Here is an 18,697-nt window from a genome sequence, read left to right on the forward strand (position 1 = left end):
CTTATCGAAAGATAAAAGATAATTCGTGAAAAAGAATTTTTTTAGAAAATATAATTTTTTATTGACGAATGGTATCAATGGAATTAGAAATCTTTCTACAAGGAAATTTTTATATATTTTATACGTTGGAATAATGGGGGTAATCATACAGTGTGTGTTGTGTAATGGGCTCCTTTGGGGTCTTTTTTTATGGGCTCCATTAGGGGCTTTTTTATTGTCCTATCAAGTAGGTGAGTGGGAAAAATGAGAAATGATCCAAGAAAGCAAGAGAGTGCAGATGGAAAAATAATGTCGGGGGCTGAAATAGTGGTTCAGGCTCTTATAGATCAAGGGGTTAAACATATTTTTGGTTATCCTGGTGGGGCTGTTCTGCCTATTTTTGATGTTCTCTATCACCAAGATACACTCCAGCATATTTTGGTGCGCCATGAACAAGCTGCAGGGCATGCTGCTGAAGGTTATGCACGCAGTACTGGAAAGGTAGGTGTTATGCTTGTGACTTCTGGTCCAGGCGCAACGAATGCTGTTACACCTTTGCAAGATGCTCTTATGGATTCTATACCTCTTGTTTGTTTTTCTGGTCAGGTAGCGACAACGATCATTGGAACAAATGGCTTTCAAGAAGCTGATACGGTTGGAATTACAAAGCCCTGTACGAAGCGTAATTGGCTGGTTAAAAACGTTAATGATCTTGCGGCTATTATTCATGAAGCTTTTTCTCTTGCTCAATCAGGTCGTCCTGGACCGGTTTTGATTGATATTCCTAAGGATGTTCAATTTGCTTCAGGAATTTATAGAGCACCTCAAGCGCCAACATTTATGCGTTCTTATTCAAAGTCGAAAGGGAATGCGCAGGCTATTGAAGAGGCTGTTTCTCTCTTAGTAGAAGCAAAGCGTCCTGTTATTTATTCTGGTGGTGGTGTTATTTCATCAGGGATGGAAGCTGTAAAGCTTTTGCGCGATTTAGTTCAACTGGGTGACTTTCCGATTACGTCAACACTCATGGGGCTTGGTGCTTATCCCGCTTCTGGCAAAAATTGGCTTGGAATGCTTGGGATGCATGGAACCTATGAAGCTAATATGGCCATGCATGATTGTGATGTCATGTTAGCTGTTGGTGCGCGTTTTGATGATCGTATCACTGGGCGATTGGATGCATTTGCACCTCATGCGCGTATTATTCATATTGATATTGACCCCTCTTCCATTAATAAGATCGTAAAAGTGAAAGTGCCACTTATTGGTGATGTGGCTTGTGTTTTAGGAGATATGACGCAACGCTTAAAGATACAGCAATCAGCGTTTAATAGTGAAGTTCGTGAGGCGTGGTGGACGCAAATTAATCGCTGGAGATCACGCAATTCATTGGCATATACGGAAAAAAAAGATGTTATCATGCCACAATATGCTCTTGAACGGCTTTATGCACTGACCAAAGATGCTCGTGCTTATATCACAACGGATGTCGGACAGCATCAGATGTGGGCTGCACAGTATTATCATTTTGATGAACCAAAACATTGGATGACTTCTGGTGGTCTTGGAACGATGGGGTATGGTCTTCCGGCGGCTATAGGTGTTCAAATTGCCTATCCTGATGCGCTTGTTGTGTGTATTTCTGGTGATGCTTCCATTCAGATGAATATTCAAGAACTTGCAACAGCTATTCAGCATGATACACCTGTAAAAATTTTCATTTTAAATAATCAGTATATGGGGATGGTTCGCCAGTGGCAGCAATTGCTGCATGGTAATCGTCTTTCTCATTCTTATACGGAATCTATGCCTGACTTTGTGAAATTGGCACAAGCTTATGGGGCCGTGGGAATTCATTGTTCAAAACCCGATGAACTTGATGATAAAATTCAGCAGATGATTGACTGTGATAAGCCTGTTCTTTTTGATTGTCGTGTTTATCATTTAGAAAATTGTTTTCCTATGATCCCATCGGGATGTGCCCATAATGAGATGTTATTACCCGATGAGGCAAGCGAGGAAGCTGTTGCAAATGCTGTTTCTTCCGAGGGAAAGATTCTTGTATAAAATGAATATGTTAACAAAATAGTGAAGGATGGTGATGATGGGTCTTCATCTCTGTCTCTTCTTTGTGGAGAGTTCCTATTATCCTTAGAGCTCATTTTATGATTTTCATTCTTTGTTTAAAGACAGGGGGTGTATTATTATTTGTTCATCTAAAAAATGTTATAAGTTGTGTGTCCAATTATGTTTGAATTTATTTGTATGCGATGTTTGTTTTTTAAATTCATATGTTCATATTAATAGCTATTTCGTTGCATTTTTTAGATAATACATTGAATTATCTGTTGTAAATTAATTATGTTGTCTCATATATGAAAAATTCCATCGTGCAAGAAAAAAAGCCACCGTGCTTGAAAGGTGCGACCATGCAAACCGTCATACTTGTGAAAACAATAGAAGAGTTTGTCACGATATTTTGGTTTCGCATTATGAAATTATTCCAAATCGCTCTTTCAAGGGTTTGATAGGAGAATCTCCCTAGCGGCTTGAAAGGAAGGGAAAAAATAACAAAGATCAAATGCAGCCATAGAAAATCAATTGGCCACCATAGCTTATAATCAGGTAGCAATCTCACCTGATTATGCGGGGGAAATCTATACATATGAGATGTGTAGTCAATATATATAAACCGGAATAATACTCAACATCGTATCATTATCAAGACATTAACATTGAAAATCAAATACTCTTTCTTTTATTTGTTTTACATATCTATGATTCCATAAATCTGCAGACACAAATACTCTTTGAATCCACCTCATTGGATTTTTATAACTATCAAATGATCCAAAAAATTTATCTCTAGAGTGTAGAGCCATTCTGTTATCAATGTATAATAATCTTCCTGGTTGTACATCAATTCCAAAAGATACAGCCTTAATAGCTTCATAAAAATGATTTAAAGCTTCCTTGGCTTTTTTTGACTGTGGCTCTAACATGCCCGGACAAAAAACAGCGCTGATATCTGGGAATTCACCGTCTCCTTGAACTAGGGGCACTTTACTTGTAGAGTTCACCCCACTTTTTCTCCTCTATAGGGAATATTAATTATATATAAATTATCCCTTAAGCTCCTCAAATCCTCTTCACTTAAAAGTTTTAAAGCTAGACGTGCATCAGATATTCTCGTTAACGGGCCATCAACATCATTGCGAACACCAGTTAAAAGTATCCCTTTAGGAGATAAATTTAAACCTCTTATAAATTTTAGTGCAGCATTTTCTATATGAAAATCTAACTCAACTTCAGATCCTAATCCTGTATAATCTTTTTTATTATCCTCTAAAGGAACTAGGTTGTTTACTATATGTTCGCCTTCAAATTTAATTGAATAAGGCTCTCCGATTAATAAAGAAAACATCATAATTAAATTTTCGCTAATATAGCCACTTTTACAAAACGCATCTAAATTATGAGGATTAGGTAACGTATTAATTTGTCTATCAATTGGAAGGTTTTCAAAGATTAAATATGGTCTCGGGGTAATAGACACCTTTTGATTCATAAGAATTGTCAATATCCTATGTGGTAGCTGCGAAAATGCTATTTTTTTAGTTCAACCGAATATTCAATATCAATCGTATGGATCATAAATAGCATGGTCTAAAGCCTCCCAAAGTTTGTCTCTTTCGCCATTGCTCAACTCAAAAGTATTTTCATTTATCATTATAATTTCTTCCCCAATTATATTTCCCTATTTTTTTTATTAAGAAAAGTGAAAAAACAATAATTAAAATTAAAATCAGCCATGTTAGTAAATAAGTGTCTGTAAAATCTTGGATTAATCCAAATAATGGTGGAGCAGTAATAATTGCGATTTGATTTACAGACATTGCTAAACCCAAAGAAAAGCCAACGCTTTCTTTTGGCGAAGAGTCTACAATATAAGCAACCCAAGGGCCATACCATCCCATTCCAAAAAAACCTAACCAAGCAGATAAAATAGTTAAATAAATTATGGATCCATTAATGCCCAAAATTAATATTAAAAATTCAAAAACGATTGCAATCATGCAAAACAAGACAGGAAAAAATCGTCCTTTTCTACAATGATCACTCCATGCTGCTAGAATAATTCTTCCTAAGGCACCAGAAGCTTGTGAAACAAAAAACAAATAAGCACTTTTATCTAAAGACAGGTGATAGATTCTATAAAAATAAATCGTTATAAAAATGGTTAAAACATATTGAACGATCACAAGTGAAACGCCTGAAAAAATAATATTCTTCATATGCGGTGCAGCCAACATCGCAAGACGATACCTTACATTTGCATAGAACGAAACCCTTGCCTTGCTTTCTGGAATGATAGCGATAACTTTTGCTGGTGAGTGATAAAAAATAATAAATATACATCCACCTAAAAAAGAAACTATAGCACCGACCAAAAACGCACTTTGTATGCCATAGACAAGCGCACTAGCAGGAAGAACTATCCCAGCTAATGCTCCGCCTAATGGTAGTCCCGCCTGCCTTATTCCCATTGCAAATCCGCGCTGCGATTGTGGAAACCATGAAGAAACAGATTTAGCGCCACCGGGTTGAGCAGAACTATAAAATCCCCCTACAATTAGCAAACAAACCAAAAGGGAAATATAGTTATCTGCGATTGCCCCCAACAAAAGAGCGACAGAAACGCCGATAGCGCCAACTCCAACAATATAGCGCTCGTTAAACTTGTCTAGTAATTCGCCAGCTACAAGTAACCCAATAATAGGTAGGAACTGCGCTGCTGAAGACAGCAAACCTATCTGAGAGTCACTAAGCGAGAAATCCTTCTTAAAAAATTCAGCTAAAGGACCAATTCCTTGAACAAAGAAGCAGGCTGATGCTTGAGCGATAGTGGCAACAAGCAATACAATCCATCTATAATAATTTTTTTCTATAAATTTATTATTGCTCACTATACTCTCCCTCCAATTAAAGGGTATTCCAATAAAGTGGCCTTTTTTTAATAATGATTGCAACAATAAATTAGGTATTTTATGCTGATTACATAAAAATCTGTCAATACGATTGGTATTAATATGAAAGTTAAGGAATATGCTTCATTTAAGGAAATAAGCTATTATGTGTCGTGAAAATTTGATAGGCTAGCGATATAAGATAAATTTTACAAACATTGGCTCAGCCGGCATTAAGTGCTCTTTATAAAAGAAGCTATATTTTGGCAAGCTTTTTCAAAATAATTCTCAAAGCTTTCTTCAGTCACATAGCCCAGATGCGGTGTGCAAAGAACTCTATCTGATTGCAATAATTTGCTCTCATATACTGGCTCGCTGTCATAAACATCCAGTGCAAAGTAAGTTGAATTTTCCAAACTTAGTATTTTTTCTATCGCCCCTTTTTCAACCAAAGCTGAACGCGCTGTGTTAACAAAAATAGCATGTGGTTTCATGCTCAATAGATCATCTAATTGAATGATTTCTCTGGTTTTATCGCTTAAACGTAAATGGACGGATATAACGTCAGGACGTGTAAAAAATTCATCTTTTGAATGCGTAAAATGATAACCTAAATTTTTTGCTTCTTGCGTTGAACGCTCGCTCCCATAAACCAAAATGGACATGCCAAAAGCTTGAGCATATTGAGCAACCATTTTACCAATACGCCCAAATCCGAATATTCCAAGAGTGGCCCCTTTCATTTGGTTGCCAAATGTTGTTTGCCATCGTCCTTTTTTCATATCAGACACAGATTTACAGAGTTTTCTACGCGCAGACATAATTAAGAGCCACGCAAATTCAGCAGCAGAAGTTGGATCTCCACCACCGTCTAATATTTCAATTCCTAAGTCTCTACAAGCTTCTATATCAATATGTGAACCTATATGGCCTGTTTGGCAGATTAATTTTAAATTTGGCAGTTTCAGGAGAAGATTTCTATCAACTATAGTCCGCTCTCTGATTAAGATAAGAATATCTATCTCTTTGAGCTTATCTTCTAAGTCACATTCTTTAGCTAAATTATTTATAATCAGCACTTCATGCGATTTCATTAATTTTGTAATAGACTGTAATGTTAGGGTGGCTTTTTGATAGTCATCTGGAATTAATATTTTCAATTTAAATCTCCCGTTTCATTCAATCAATATTTGAGCTCATTATTTCATTTCTAAAACAACCAAAAAGCAATCTTACCGCTGATGTTTTGACATAACGCCAAGCCTATTAACAAATTATACTCCTTGATTTCATTACTATTTCTAGCAATAAGAATAGCATTAATCAGTTAGTTTTTATAAACTTTAAAATATTGCGAAAAAAAAGTTTGACTCAGTAGATGGAGAATTGCACTTTTCTCATATTCTAGAGGACGGACCTGAAGTGCTACGCTGGACTGAAACCCATGTCCCAGTTTTTTTATAATAGACTACCAAGAAGGTCATACTTACGAACCAGATTTTATTATCGAAACAGAAAACGCTATATATTTGTGCGAGATAAAGCGTGCTTCATATAAGCGTGATGGCTCTCTTTATTCGTTGAGATATAACTTATTTGTAACATGAAGAGTAAATTTATTAAAATCATGATAAGAGGGAGATAGGGACTTTATAGGTGTATCACCATAGGATTAATTAGTTTTGTTGAGAGCTATTTCTATTTCTGCCAAAAGATTTTTGATATATTTAATTATTATTTCGTAACAGTGGATGTACTTTATTTTTATGTGCAAGAAAGCAGAGTGATTGTGTAAGATAGTATTCATAAAATTACATTATTCTTATCTGTTAAGGACATTTTTTCTAGCGAGGATTTTGCAATTGCAATGCTCTTTTTCTCATTCTAAATTTTGGTTAGAAAAAGCGTATATAGGTGTTATTTTAACTTTAAGATATGCATATTCCATTGTTGGTGTTATTGTTGTAAAAAATTATATTTTATTTGATAAGTATAAGGTGTTACCAAGAAGATCGATGTATAGATAAAATTTAGATTGTTACAATATCTTGAAAAAGCAATGGGTAAATAATTGATAATTGTGCTACGAAAGTTGTTAGATGGGCGTGTGTCAGCAATTCTTAATAAAAAAGTTTTTCTTGATAGTTGGTTTTTTTCAAAATACTGCTCTTTTTATGCAAATCTTATGTTGGTAAGCTATGCAATTTTCACCCGAACAGGATAATGCATTGAAGGCTGTTGCTGCGTGGTTGAAGGAGGGGCGTTCTCCTCTTTTTCGTCTTTTTGGCTATGCGGGGACGGGTAAGACAACGCTTGCGCGCTATTTTGCAGAGACAGTTGATGGTTCTGTCCAATTTGCTGCGTTTACAGGGAAGGCGGCGCAGGTTTTGCGCTCTAAAGGTGCCAGTAATGCTTGTACTATTCATTCGTTGATTTATTGTCCGCGTGGGGAAGAAGAAGTTTCCGATGAAGTTACGGGAAAGAAGTCTATTGCACCGACATTTGCATTAAATCGGAGGAGTGCGGCTGCACAAGCTAAGCTCATTATTGTCGATGAATGCTCAATGGTAGATGAAAAATTGGCGCGTGATTTAATGAGCTTTCGGACACCAATTCTTGTTCTTGGTGATCCAGGTCAATTGCCTCCCATATCAGGTGGAGGATTTTTTTCCAATGGAGAACCAGATTTTCTTCTTTCAGAAATTCATCGGCAAGCGCGGGATAATCCGATTATACGTCTTGCTATGGATGTGCGTGAAGGACGCGATATTGCTTATGGTGACTATGGAGAAGCGCGCGTTGTTAAACGTAAAGAGGTCAATCAACAATTGGTTTTGGATGCTGATCAGGTATTGGTAGGGGTTAATCGTACGCGCTACCTTTATAATCAGCGTTTGCGTGTGTTAAAAGGATTTACAGCAGATTATCCACAAGCAGGAGACAAGCTTGTGTGCTTGCGAAATGATCCTACTAAAGGTTTGTTGAATGGCTCTTTATGGAAGGTGATGACTTCACAGAAGGAAACAGTTAAACCAAGTATTAATCTTCTTGTGAAACCAGAAGAAAGTGAGCGTGGGGTAGCAAAGATTAAACTGTTAAAAGCAGCGTTTGAAAACCCTGATCAAGAAATTTCATGGCAATTAAAAAAGCGATATGATGATTTTGATTATGGGTATGCATTAACGGTTCATAAAGCGCAAGGTTCTCAATGGAATAACGTCGTTTTGTTTGATGAAAGTTTTGCATTTCGTGATATGTATGCGCGCTGGCTTTATACGGGAATTACGCGCGCAGCAGAACGTTTAATGATTGTTCGATAGAAAAAATATGTATATCATCTAAGTTTCAGATGGAAAATGCCTTTTTTCTATCTTGTTACATACTATAGAAAAATGGAAATGGGCATGGCGGTAAAACTTTCGGTTAATCTTAATGCTGTTGCTGTTTTGCGTAATCGACGTAATCTTCCGTGGCCAAGTATCACGAATATGGGGCATATAGCGCTTGCTGCTGGAGCGGCAGGTTTGACGGTTCATCCACGCCCCGATGAAAGGCATATTCGTTTTGCGGATTTGCCAGATATATACTGTTTAATCAAGAATACTTTTCCTACAGCTGAGTTTAATATTGAAGGTTATCCAAGTGATCAATTTTTGGATATCGCTGAAAAGTATGCTGATCAGATTACCCTTGTTCCTGATGATCCAGATCAGTCAACATCTGATCATGGTTGGAATTTTGCTCATGATGCAGAATTTTTAACACCTATTATTCAGCATTTGAAAAAAAGAAAGATTCGTGTATCACTTTTTGCTAATCCTACTATCGATGGTCTTGATACTGCTAAAGCAATAGGAGCTGATCGTGTGGAGTTTTACACGGGACCTTACGGTGGTGCATTTCAGGATAAGATAAAACAGGATCAAGAGCTCAATAAACTTGTTTTAGCAGCAAGAAGAGCAAAAGAGTTGCAGTTAGGTATGAACGCAGGGCATGATCTGACGCTTATGAATCTTCCTGCTCTTGTCAAAAACATTCCTTGGCTTGATGAAGTTTCTATTGGTCATGGCCTCATTGCCGATGCATTAGAGTATGGAATGCATGATACTGTTCAGCGTTTTATCCGGTTATTATCGTAATCTTTTTCTCTCTATAAAATTGAAAGAGAATTTTTTATAAAGCTTTGCCAATTTATCTTTAAAAAATAATATATGTTTAGATAAATAGCACTATTAGCGTGCATTATAAATATTCTATTGTTGCTCTGTTTATTGGTTGCTTTCTATCTTTTGTTTTGAGTGTATGCGATGTTTTTTATTTGTACTATCTATTATGAGGAAGTTTTAAAATCTTCTTACTATAATTTCTTTGAAGAGATAAGAAATAGGGTTTGGAAAGTGTCTTCCTTGTAAAGGAGTGCGTAGGATTTTAATAGATCAATACACAAATTTTCTTGATGTTTGAGCTCATTTTACGGGTTATCTGTAAATAGTATAACGTAAAATCTTCATGGATGATATGAAGTCTATTGCTATCATCATTTTATTGGCTAATTCAATGTTGTGGCAGTTTTTGGCATATAAGGGTTTTGATGATTTTATCATGAATAGATTTAAAATCAGAAAATGCTTTTTATGAATAGGCTTAGTGCAATAAGAGCTGTCAAATAGAATGATGATATCGACTTGTAGCTTTATGAAGTAAAGAGAGTGGTGTGTAATAAATCTTAGGCGATTATAGGGGATTCTTGAAAAGGGCTCGAGCACATTAAAAGTTTTTTATAAGGCGCTATCATAAATGAATAACATAATGGCAGTATGGGGCCGTTCTTTTTCGCGTGAGAAGCGCGGATATTAAAGAACGTAAAAAGTAAAAACGTCCTCTCTATTATTCTAAAGATATTGTTGTGTATGCTTTTGAAGATTGTATTAAAACAATACTTGTTATTTTGTAAATTTTCTTGCTATCCGTATTGATTTGGTTCATGTTAAAAGTTGTATATTGTATCTTAATTTTTAGAATATAGTGTTTTGTTGCACGATAGAAGAGTAAAATATTAGCAAATATATTTTCTTTAGAAATCTTGTTTTGTGTAATTATTGTTTTTGTGGAATAGCAGTTGAAGTTGATTTGGGGATCTGTATATGTTTTGGGAATGTTTGGGGACTACAGTTTTTTATGCAATATGTAAACTTTAAAATTATTCAATTGCTGTGTTCTTATAAGCGGTATTTTTTGTCTTTATAAGTGTGTGATGCACTGAAGATAATGTTTCGTATTTAAGAAAAATAATCTGAAATCCAGTTTAAATAGAAAAAGAAGGAATTTTTTTATGCGTGTTTATTATGATCGTGATGCGGATGTTAATCTTATTAAAGGGAAAAAAGTAGCCATTGTTGGTTATGGTTCTCAAGGGCGTGCGCACGCTTTAAATTTGAAAGATTCCGGTGTGCAAAATGTGCAAATTGCTTTGCGCTCAAGGTCGGCAACAGCTAAAAAGGCCACTGCGGATGGTTTTGAAGTAGTGAGTGTTGCGGAAGCAGCAAAATGGGCAGATCTCATCATGATGGCAACACCAGATGAATTGCAAGCTGATATTTATAAAGAGCATATTCATGATCATTTACGTGATGGGGCAGTGATTGCTTTTGCGCATGGTTTGAGTATTCATTTCGGCTTAATTGAACCTAAAAAAACAGTTGATGTTGTGATGATTGCTCCCAAAGGTCCAGGTCATACAGTGCGCAATGAATACCAACGTGGTCGTGGTGTTCCTTGCTTAATAGCGGTGGCACAAGATGCTTCAGGACATGCTCATAATGTAGCATTGTCTTATGCATGTGGTCTTGGTGGTGGACGTGCTGGGGTGATTGAAACAACATTTAAAGAAGAGTGCGAAACTGATCTTTTTGGTGAACAAGCGGTTCTTTGTGGTGGTCTTGTTGAGCTTATTCGCGCAGGTTATGAAACATTAACACAAGCAGGTTATGCACCGGAAATGGCTTATTTCGAGTGTTTACATGAAGTTAAACTGATTGTTGATCTCATGTATGAAGGGGGCATTGCAAATATGAATTATTCGATTTCCAATACGGCTGAATGGGGCGAATATATGTCTGGTCCACGCGTGATTACTGATGAAACAAAAGCAGAAATGAAGCGTATTTTGAAGGATATTCAGACGGGTAAATTTACGTCAAATTGGATTCAAGAGTATAAAGCTGGTGCAGCTCATTTTAAAGGCATGCGGCGTTTAAATGATAATCATCCTATTGAAGAAGTTGGTAAAAAACTTCGTTCTATGATGCCTTGGATAAAATCTAACGCTTTGGTTGATAAAGAGCGTAATTGAAGCTTCTAAAGAGATATTTTATCAATAGCTTTTATAATTTTATAGATAAATATAAAAAAGGGTAACTTTAGTTACCCTTTTTTATATGCTTTTTGCAACATAAGCTTTATTTTTTAATTTTTTGCATAATTCTTTTTTCCAAAAAGAAAGTATACAATTCCTAAAAATATGAACCACGCTGGAGTGTATTTTAAAGCTATGGCAGTATCAGCTTCTAATGATAATAAATAAATAATGAATGCAAAGAAAATAAGAAGCGCCCAACACATAACAACACCTCCTGGCATTTTATAAGGAGAGACAGTATGCTGGAGAGGACGATTGCGACGATAGACGATATAGCTGATCAAAATGATAGACCATACAAATATAAACAAAGTTGCGGCAATCGTCGTAACAATTGTAAAAGCAGCTATGAGGGTTTGAGATAACGATACAACTACATAACCAAATAAGATGCATAAACATGAAAAGAATAATGCGTTGGCTGGAACGTGGTTACGAGAAAGTTTTCCTAAAAATTTAGGAGCACCTTTTTGTGTTGCTAGCCCATATATCATACGGCTGGTAGAAAAAATTCCACTATTTGCTGAAGATGCGGCAGCTGTGAGGACAACAAAGTTCATCAAACCAGCAGCAGTTGGAATACCAATAAGTGCATACATTGTTACAAATGGGCTTTTTTCTGGACTGATTTGATCCCACGGTGTCACAGACATAATCACAAGAAGAGAGAATATATAAAAGAATACAATGCGGATTGGTATTGAATTAACAGCCTGTGGTAAAGCTTTTTGAGGTTCTTGCACTTCAGCTGCAGCTGTTCCAGCGAGTTCAATGCCAACAAAAGCAAAAATAACAATTTGGAATCCAGCAAAAAAGCCTGTAATTCCTCGCGGAAAAATATTTCCACCATTCCATATATGGCTAAGAGAAGCAACCGTGCCGTTTGGAGAGACAAAACCGGTAAAGATCATATAAAATCCTACAACAATTAAGACTAGAATTGCTACGATTTTGATAAAACCAAACCAAAACTCAAGTTCGCCAAATAGTTTTACGGCGACGAGGTTAAGAATTAAAAAGGACATAAGACCAATTATAACAGGAATCCACGAATTGAGTTCAGGCCACCAAAAGTGTGTATAAGTGACAATAGCAATAATTTCAGCAGTTCCGGTGACAATCCAACACAACCAATATGTCCAGCCGATAAAGAATCCGGCACACGGACCTAGAAGATCAGTTGAGAAGTCAATAAAAGATCGATATTGTGTATTAGAAAGCAATAACTCTCCCATAGCACGCATGACAAAGTATAGAGCACAACCAATAATTGCATAAACGAGTAGAATTGAGGGGCCTGCTACACTGATTGTTTTTCCTGATCCCATGAAGAGACCTGTTCCAATCGCTCCACCAAGGGCTATAAGTTGTATGTGTCGGTTATGTAGTCCACGTTGCAATTTCTTCTTAGGTTTTTTTTCTAAATTTTGTTTGTTCATTTTTGGGAATTTCCCCTTAGTTATTTTTAAATAAAAATTATCCTAAAAAAGGTAATCTCTTCTATCGGAACACGCTATGGTTAAGGAGTAAAGGAATTTTTTTCTATGACTATATGTGAACAAAGAAAAAACATTATAAATTAATGGAATAACTATTTTATACATAAGAAATAAAATATAAATTATATTATATTTTTTATGTTTTATATATATTATAAACATAATATACTATATATTATTTACAATAAATAATATATAGTATATTAATATAATAATTTATTATTTATATATATTTACTTGAAATTATTTTGTAATAAATCATTGCATTAAATAGTTTTTATTTCAAATTATTTATTAATAAATTACTTTATTTTACAGAAGAATATAAATAAAATTATAAATTTATTAAATATAAATATTTATATAGAAATAAAATAATTTTTAAACTATTAAAATATTATTTAAATATTAAAAATATATTTAAAATTTACATTTAAATATTTATATTTAAAATTTATTATAAATAGAAAAATATTTTCATAGAATCTTTTTTTATTGTAGATAGCTATTAAGATATATTTTGTTTAGAGCTGTATTTTTAATTTTGCTAAAAAATTGAATATAAATTTTGGGGGGCGATTTTAGATAAAATTTCATGTTTTATTAGTAAACAATATCAGTGAAGTTTATAGAGAATTCTTCACAGAATAGCGCATTTCTTATCCTATAATGCAGTAAAATACTGTTGTTTAGAGTAGTGATATAAAGCATATAAAATTTTACACATTAAGTATTTTTAGAATGTGTGGTGAGTATTTAGGGTAGGGCTAGCCCATAGAGCCTTATGTAGGTGAATCATATAAGTGGTTAGCAGCATTCCCCTTAACAAGCCGGATTGTTTACAAATCGGCGTTTGTGGGAATCATCGTTTTTTGAGGTGTGGGGAGGAGGTTAAGTAGAAAAAGGGTAACTTCAGTTACCCTTTTTTGAGATGTTTTGTATAGATTTTATTTGTTCTTTGGAGCGATTTTTTTTCTTATAAACATAAAATACATTATACCTAAGAAAATAAACCAAAAGATACTGTATTTTAAAGCTGTTAGGGTATCATGTTCTAATGTCAATAAATAGAGCATGAAAGCAAAAAAGACTAACACGATCCCGCACATAATGACACCTCCCGGCATTTTGTAGACGGATTCAGCATGTAGACGAGGGTGATTGCGACGATACACAATATAGCTAATCAAAATGACGGACCATACGAATAAAAATGCAATCGCTGAAATGCTCGTCACAATTGTAAAAGCACTTATGATGCTTGGAGATGATGATGCAATTGTGTATCCTACTAAAATACATAGGCAGGAAAAGAACAGAGCATTGGCTGGAACATGGTATTTGGAAAGCTTCCCTAAAATTGGAGGAGCACCTTTTTGTGTTGCAAGCCCGTATATCATGCGGCTAGTCGAAAAAATACCACTATTTGCTGAAGAGGCAGCCGAGGTGAGAACAACAAAATTGACCAAACCAGCAGCTATTGGAATACCTGCAAGCCAAAACATGGAGACAAAGGGACTTTTTTCTGGAACAATTTGATTCCAAGGAGTAACGGACATAATCACAGTGAGAGAAAGGATGTAAAAGAGTACAATACGCACCGGTATTGCATTAATTGCTTTAGGGAGAACTTTTTTAGGTTCTTTAACTTCAGCTGCCGTTGTTCCAGCAATTTCTATACCAACAAAAGAAAAAATAGCAATTTGAAATCCAGCAAAAAAACCTGTAATTCCTCGCGGGAAGATATTTCCATCGTTCCATACATGGTTAAGAGAGGCAACAGTACCATTTGGAGAGGTAAAGCCTGTAGCGATCATATAAAATCCAACAATAACTAATGCCAAAATTGCTACGACTTTGATAAGACCAAACCAGAATTCAAGTTCACCGAAAAATTTTACGGCAAGAAGGTTAAGGATTAAAAAGAAACCAATGCAAGCAAAAACAACAATCCATGGATTAAGTGTTGGCCACCAGAAATGCATATAGTTAATGATAGCAATAATATCTGCAGCTCCAGTTACAACCCAGCTTAACCAATAGTTCCAGCCCACAAAGAAAGCGATTCCTGGTCCTAGCATATCGGTTGAAAAATCAATAAGGGACCGGTATTGTGAATTAGAAAGCAATAATTCTCCCATAGCACGCATTACAAAGTATAGGGCACATCCAATAATAGCATAAACGAGTATGATGGAAGGGCCTGCTACACTAATTGTTTTTCCTGATCCCATGAAGAGACCTGTTCCAATAGCTCCACCGAGGGCTATAAGTTGTACGTGACGGTTATCTAGGCCACGTTGTAGTTTCATTTGAGGACCATCTTTTAAATTTTGTTTACAGTTCATTTTTTTGGGGTTCCCTTTAATTATTTTGAGATTAAATTACACTAAAAAATGCATCATTCTGTATCGAAGCATGATATAAATAAGGTGTAAAGGAAAAAAATGTTTTTTATGATTTTGTGTGGATAAAGACAAGAATATGGTTTTGAAAAAAGAGGATGTTTTCCTCTTAAATAACGTAACAGATATTTGAATAGGGAGTTTTTATTGTTATTATTCATAATGGTGAGAGTTTTAATTTTGGCTCAAATAGCGCTCAAGAGTTCTCATCTTAGTTTAAGTAACAGTTTTTAATGATAGAAAATTAAAATGATTTTTAAAATCACTTTTTTGTTTCATAAACGAAAAGAGGAATATCGTAGCTTATTTCTTCTAAAGTGATGAATAAGGATTTTGTTTAGATATTGATAACATTTTATAAAGCGTTGCGAGAAATTCACATCGTTTACACGAAAGTCCTTGAGACTATGATAAAGAAATGCAGCGTAATTCAGTTATACAAAGAAAAAACTGGGGATTGTATAAGCTCTGTTAGAGGTTGAGCTATTCATCGTGAGAGACAGAATCAGAAAAAGATTGCTCTATTAGCTTTGCAATTTGTTATCAAAAGATAAAACTATCCAAAGACAATGAAAAAAGAAAACAGAGATAAAACTGTTCCTGTCGCGATATTAATCGCGCCTTTTATCCTCTGTTTTTTTAAAGCGGAGCTGGCGAATGATATAAAAATGGTCATCACAGTAAACCATGCAAAGATGTTGAAGGAATGTATGGTTACAAGTTCAAAGCCTTTTTTAATGCCACCGCCAGAAGACAAAAATTTCGGGAAGGCCGCTATATAGAATATTGATACTTTGGGGTTTAGTATTTGTGTAAGAAAGCCGTCTCTGTAGCTTGTTAAAAGCTTTGTTTCATTCGTAGCATGCTTTTCATTCGTTGATATTCTTTCTTTTGAATTTAAGCTGTGTATTCCAGATTTAATCGATTTAAAGCCCATGTATAATAAATAGCTGCCACCCATGAGTTTTACTAAAAAAAAACAGCGTTTTGTTGTTGAGAATGAGCACTGATACACCTAATATGGAAAATGCCCCATGCACATATGTTGCTGTACACAATCCTAAAACGTTTACAAATGCGTTCTTTCTTCCTAATCTCGTTGCATTATCGATGATAAGGGCCATATTCGGCCCCGGTGAGATGACTAAAAAAAATGAAACAATGAAAAAGGTCAGTATTTGATGATTCATTTTACTTTTAGCTCTGAAATTAATTGATTTTCGAGATACAATTCTATTCTGTCAAACTGAGAAAGTTTTCCTACACCCTGTGGAGTGCCTGTGTATATGAGATCACCACGTCTTAGCTGAATGTAGTGACTTAAAAATGAGATTATCTTCTCAAAGCTAAAGATCATATTTTTCGTATTGCCAACTTGTCTTGTTTCGCCATTCAACTTCATTGCAAAGGTTATTGGCTTGTTTATTTTTTCCTTGTTTATGAAGTCAGAGACGTATGCAGCGCCTTTAAATCCTTTCGATAAAAGCCAAGGAAGCCTTTTTCCTTTCAGTTTTGTTTGCAAATCCCGCGCTGTGAGATCAAGACCTATTGCTACGGCATCATAGCATTTTTCTGCTTCTTCCTCCGTGACCATGAAAGCGTCCTTTGAGATTTTGAGTACAATTTCAGTTTCAAAATGGATTTCTTTGGAAAAATCAGGGAGATAAATTTCATTGCCTAAGATGAGTGAACTGTTTGGCTTGCTAAAGATAACAGGTTCCTCTTCAACAGTATTGCCTAGTTCATGAACATGTTCAACATAATTGCGTCCAACACAGTAAATGTCATTCATCATAGGAGCCCTCCAAATTTTTTATTTTTTCTTTGTATAGGCAAGAGAGAACTTTGCAAACAACATTTTTTCTTATCTCGTGTTGTGCGTTTTCTGAACAAGAGGCATTGTGTGGGTTGATAACTAACCACGAGGACAGCCCTTAGCATTGTCTCTCTTTTGAAGAGTGCCCAATCTTACAGTTTTTGAGAGATAAGAAACACTGCTTTCATTTTGGTTGCTAATCGCGTGAAATTCCTTTAATACTTTAAAGGTGTTTTTGGTTGTCTAGGCAGCGATTAGTAGGGTCTGAAAGCCCTAAAGTTTGATCATAAAAATGAGCCCACTCTGTGGGTGTATCGGAGTTCTGGGAGATTTTGCTATGTCCAAGTGCGATGAGCACTAAAAGCAAAGAGCTGATTCAAACTCAGTACTTTCAGGTTTCCGGAATACGAATGCGAGGACGCTTACACCTGCACAAGTCCTCTTGCTTTCCTTTGCGGTATGTTCTGATATATGAATTGGCAAGCGTCGTAAAACACAAGATGATGCTGTCGAACTCGATGTTTCAGATCTCGCTCTACCAGCTACCAACTGATGCTCAAAAACTTTGAGAAAAAGCAAATAAAGCCTTAGCACATGCAATGACCGTGGTGTTTGCTACTTACCAATCAATCCAAGTGATTGCGGATGAGCAAAAGGAATGTGATTTATCCGAATTTGATCTGATCATTTGTGATGAAGTACACCGTACGACTGGGGTTGTGTTGGGAACAGACAAACGTGAATCTGAATTTATCAAGGTTCACGATAACAGCATCATTCGGGGTAAAAAACGTCTGTACATGACAGCAATCCCCAAGATCTTTACGGATAATGCCAAAAAGCAAGCCAATGAGATCAATGCCGTTCTGGCTTCTATGGATGATGAAGAACTCTATGGAAAAGAGCTTTATATCTATACATTCTTTCAAAAGCCGTTAAGAATGAACTTTTATCTCCTTATAAGATTATTATTTTGGGTGTTGATGAAGAGGAAGTAAGTCAATCCATTCAACATCTGATAACAGATGAGAATTATGGATTTATTCTTGACGATAAAACCAAGATCATAGGCTGTTATCAAGCCCTTGCTAAAATAGATCTGAAGGTTGACTTGAGTGATAACCCAAATCTCATGCGTCGGGCTTTGGCTTTTTGTAAAGATATCAATAGGTCTAAACGTATCCGTGATACATTCAATTCTAAAGAAATACAGAAAGAATTATATGATCTTCATAAGGTCCATAAAGAGACTCCGCCTTTTGACTGTAAATTTGCTCATATTGATGGAACACAAAGTGCTAAAGAACGTAATAAAGCCCTTGATTGGCTTAAGGAAGATGCGGGGGAGAATGTTTGTCCGTGTTTGCTCACCAATGTAAGATATCTCTCTGAAGGAGTAGATGTCCCTGTTTTTGATGCGGTTATGTTTTTACATCCCCATAAAAGTCATGTAGATGTCATACAGGCGGTGGGGCGTATCATGCGTCGTGCAAGGAGAAAAAAGAGAGGCTATATCATTTTACCCGTTGGGGTACCTGCCAGTGTTTTTGCTCGTGAGATGCGTCCGTTTGGTTCTCTGATACATCCTTTAATTCGAGGACGTCCGCGTTTTGTAC

At 35.7% G+C, this 18,697-nt stretch carries 13 protein-coding genes and 1 pseudogene; 5 read left to right on the plus strand and 9 right to left on the minus strand.

Annotated elements, in window-relative coordinates; translation table 11 throughout:
* The first annotated feature begins 243 nt into the window (after positions 1–243).
* A complete protein-coding gene (locus tag ACFIKR_RS04660) occupies positions 244–2,043 on the plus strand; it encodes an acetolactate synthase 3 large subunit (RefSeq protein ID WP_375659026.1) in 1,800 nt (599 codons plus the stop codon).
* A gap of 662 nt (positions 2,044–2,705) precedes the next feature.
* Here the strand turns inward: ACFIKR_RS04660 and ACFIKR_RS04665 are convergent.
* The 4 genes from ACFIKR_RS04665 to ACFIKR_RS04680 all read right to left on the minus strand — a co-directional run bounded on the left by ACFIKR_RS04665 (position 2,706) and on the right by ACFIKR_RS04680 (position 6,103).
* Positions 2,706–3,056 carry a TauD/TfdA family dioxygenase gene (locus ACFIKR_RS04665; RefSeq protein ID WP_375659027.1) on the minus strand — a complete coding sequence of 117 codons (351 nt, stop codon included), beginning with the start codon at positions 3,054–3,056 and terminating at the stop codon, positions 2,706–2,708.
* Positions 3,053–3,544 carry a hypothetical protein gene (locus ACFIKR_RS04670; protein WP_375659028.1) on the minus strand — a complete coding sequence of 164 codons (492 nt, stop codon included), beginning with the start codon at positions 3,542–3,544 and terminating at the stop codon, positions 3,053–3,055. The genes ACFIKR_RS04665 and ACFIKR_RS04670 overlap by 4 nt, the downstream gene beginning before the upstream one ends.
* 151 nt (positions 3,545–3,695) lie before the next feature.
* Entirely contained in the window at positions 3,696–4,943 is a 1,248-nt protein-coding gene (locus ACFIKR_RS04675; protein ID WP_375659029.1) for an MFS transporter, read from the minus strand.
* A gap of 233 nt (positions 4,944–5,176) precedes the next feature.
* A complete protein-coding gene (locus ACFIKR_RS04680; RefSeq protein ID WP_375659030.1) occupies positions 5,177–6,103 on the minus strand; it encodes a D-2-hydroxyacid dehydrogenase family protein in 927 nt (308 codons plus the stop codon).
* A gap of 1,038 nt (positions 6,104–7,141) precedes the next feature.
* Here ACFIKR_RS04680 and ACFIKR_RS04685 point away from each other — a divergent pair.
* The 3 genes from ACFIKR_RS04685 (at position 7,142) to ilvC (ending at position 11,295) form a co-directional block, all read left to right on the plus strand.
* Positions 7,142–8,263: an ATP-dependent RecD-like DNA helicase gene (locus ACFIKR_RS04685; protein WP_375659031.1), complete on the plus strand. Its 1,122-nt coding sequence runs from the start codon at positions 7,142–7,144 to the stop codon at positions 8,261–8,263.
* An 84-nt stretch (positions 8,264–8,347) separates the two neighbouring features.
* A complete protein-coding gene (locus ACFIKR_RS04690) occupies positions 8,348–9,082 on the plus strand; it encodes a pyridoxine 5'-phosphate synthase (RefSeq protein WP_375636194.1) in 735 nt (244 codons plus the stop codon).
* Positions 9,083–10,275: 1,193 nt separating this feature from the next.
* Complete coding sequence (gene ilvC, locus ACFIKR_RS04695) at positions 10,276–11,295, plus strand: ketol-acid reductoisomerase (protein WP_375659032.1); 1,020 nt, start codon at positions 10,276–10,278, stop codon at positions 11,293–11,295.
* Positions 11,296–11,408: 113 nt separating this feature from the next.
* Here the strand turns inward: ilvC and ACFIKR_RS04700 are convergent, their stop codons facing one another.
* The 5 genes from ACFIKR_RS04700 to ACFIKR_RS04720 form a co-directional block, all read right to left on the minus strand.
* A complete protein-coding gene (locus tag ACFIKR_RS04700) occupies positions 11,409–12,800 on the minus strand; it encodes an amino acid permease (RefSeq protein WP_375659033.1) in 1,392 nt (463 codons plus the stop codon).
* Positions 12,801–13,807: 1,007 nt separating this feature from the next.
* Positions 13,808–15,208 (minus strand): amino acid permease, encoded by a 1,401-nt coding sequence (locus ACFIKR_RS04705; protein WP_375659034.1) that lies wholly within the window; start codon positions 15,206–15,208, stop codon positions 13,808–13,810.
* A 613-nt stretch (positions 15,209–15,821) separates the two neighbouring features.
* Positions 15,822–16,226 (minus strand): LysE family translocator, encoded by a 405-nt coding sequence (locus ACFIKR_RS04710; RefSeq protein ID WP_375659035.1) that lies wholly within the window; start codon positions 16,224–16,226, stop codon positions 15,822–15,824.
* A complete protein-coding gene (locus ACFIKR_RS04715; RefSeq protein ID WP_375659036.1) occupies positions 16,192–16,455 on the minus strand; it encodes a LysE family translocator in 264 nt (87 codons plus the stop codon). Before ACFIKR_RS04715 ends, ACFIKR_RS04710 begins: the two co-directional genes overlap by 35 nt.
* The gene (locus ACFIKR_RS04720; protein WP_375659037.1) at positions 16,452–17,060 is read right to left on the minus strand and encodes a fumarylacetoacetate hydrolase family protein; all 609 of its coding nucleotides are present in this window, start codon (positions 17,058–17,060) and stop codon (positions 16,452–16,454) included. Before ACFIKR_RS04720 ends, ACFIKR_RS04715 begins: the two co-directional genes overlap by 4 nt.
* Positions 17,061–17,514: 454 nt before the next feature.
* Between ACFIKR_RS04720 and ACFIKR_RS04725 the strand changes: the two are divergent.
* Positions 17,515–18,639: pseudogene (locus ACFIKR_RS04725) on the plus strand (helicase-related protein); the annotation flags it as partial.
* Positions 18,640–18,697: the final 58 nt, after the last annotated feature.

The sequence above is a fragment of the Bartonella sp. MR30HLJHH genome (genome assembly GCF_042194195.1).
GTDB lineage: Bacteria > Pseudomonadota > Alphaproteobacteria > Rhizobiales > Rhizobiaceae > Bartonella > Bartonella grahamii.

What these genes read in the sequence shown, in the direction of transcription:
- ACFIKR_RS04720 (WP_375659037.1), bottom strand. Translation starts at nt 17,060, where the DNA reads ATGATGAATGACATTTACTGTGTTGGACGCAATTATGTTGAACATGTT.
- ACFIKR_RS04685 (WP_375659031.1), top strand. Translation starts at nt 7,142, where the DNA reads ATGCAATTTTCACCCGAACAGGATAATGCATTGAAGGCTGTTGCTGCG.
- ACFIKR_RS04700 (WP_375659033.1), bottom strand. Translation starts at nt 12,800, where the DNA reads ATGAACAAACAAAATTTAGAAAAAAAACCTAAGAAGAAATTGCAACGT.
- ACFIKR_RS04660 (WP_375659026.1), top strand. Translation starts at nt 244, where the DNA reads ATGAGAAATGATCCAAGAAAGCAAGAGAGTGCAGATGGAAAAATAATG.
- ilvC (WP_375659032.1), top strand. Translation starts at nt 10,276, where the DNA reads ATGCGTGTTTATTATGATCGTGATGCGGATGTTAATCTTATTAAAGGG.
- ACFIKR_RS04705 (WP_375659034.1), bottom strand. Translation starts at nt 15,208, where the DNA reads ATGAACTGTAAACAAAATTTAAAAGATGGTCCTCAAATGAAACTACAA.
- ACFIKR_RS04710 (WP_375659035.1), bottom strand. Translation starts at nt 16,226, where the DNA reads ATGGGTGGCAGCTATTTATTATACATGGGCTTTAAATCGATTAAATCT.
- ACFIKR_RS04715 (WP_375659036.1), bottom strand. Translation starts at nt 16,455, where the DNA reads ATGAATCATCAAATACTGACCTTTTTCATTGTTTCATTTTTTTTAGTC.
- ACFIKR_RS04690 (WP_375636194.1), top strand. Translation starts at nt 8,348, where the DNA reads ATGGCGGTAAAACTTTCGGTTAATCTTAATGCTGTTGCTGTTTTGCGT.
- ACFIKR_RS04670 (WP_375659028.1), bottom strand. Translation starts at nt 3,544, where the DNA reads ATGAATCAAAAGGTGTCTATTACCCCGAGACCATATTTAATCTTTGAA.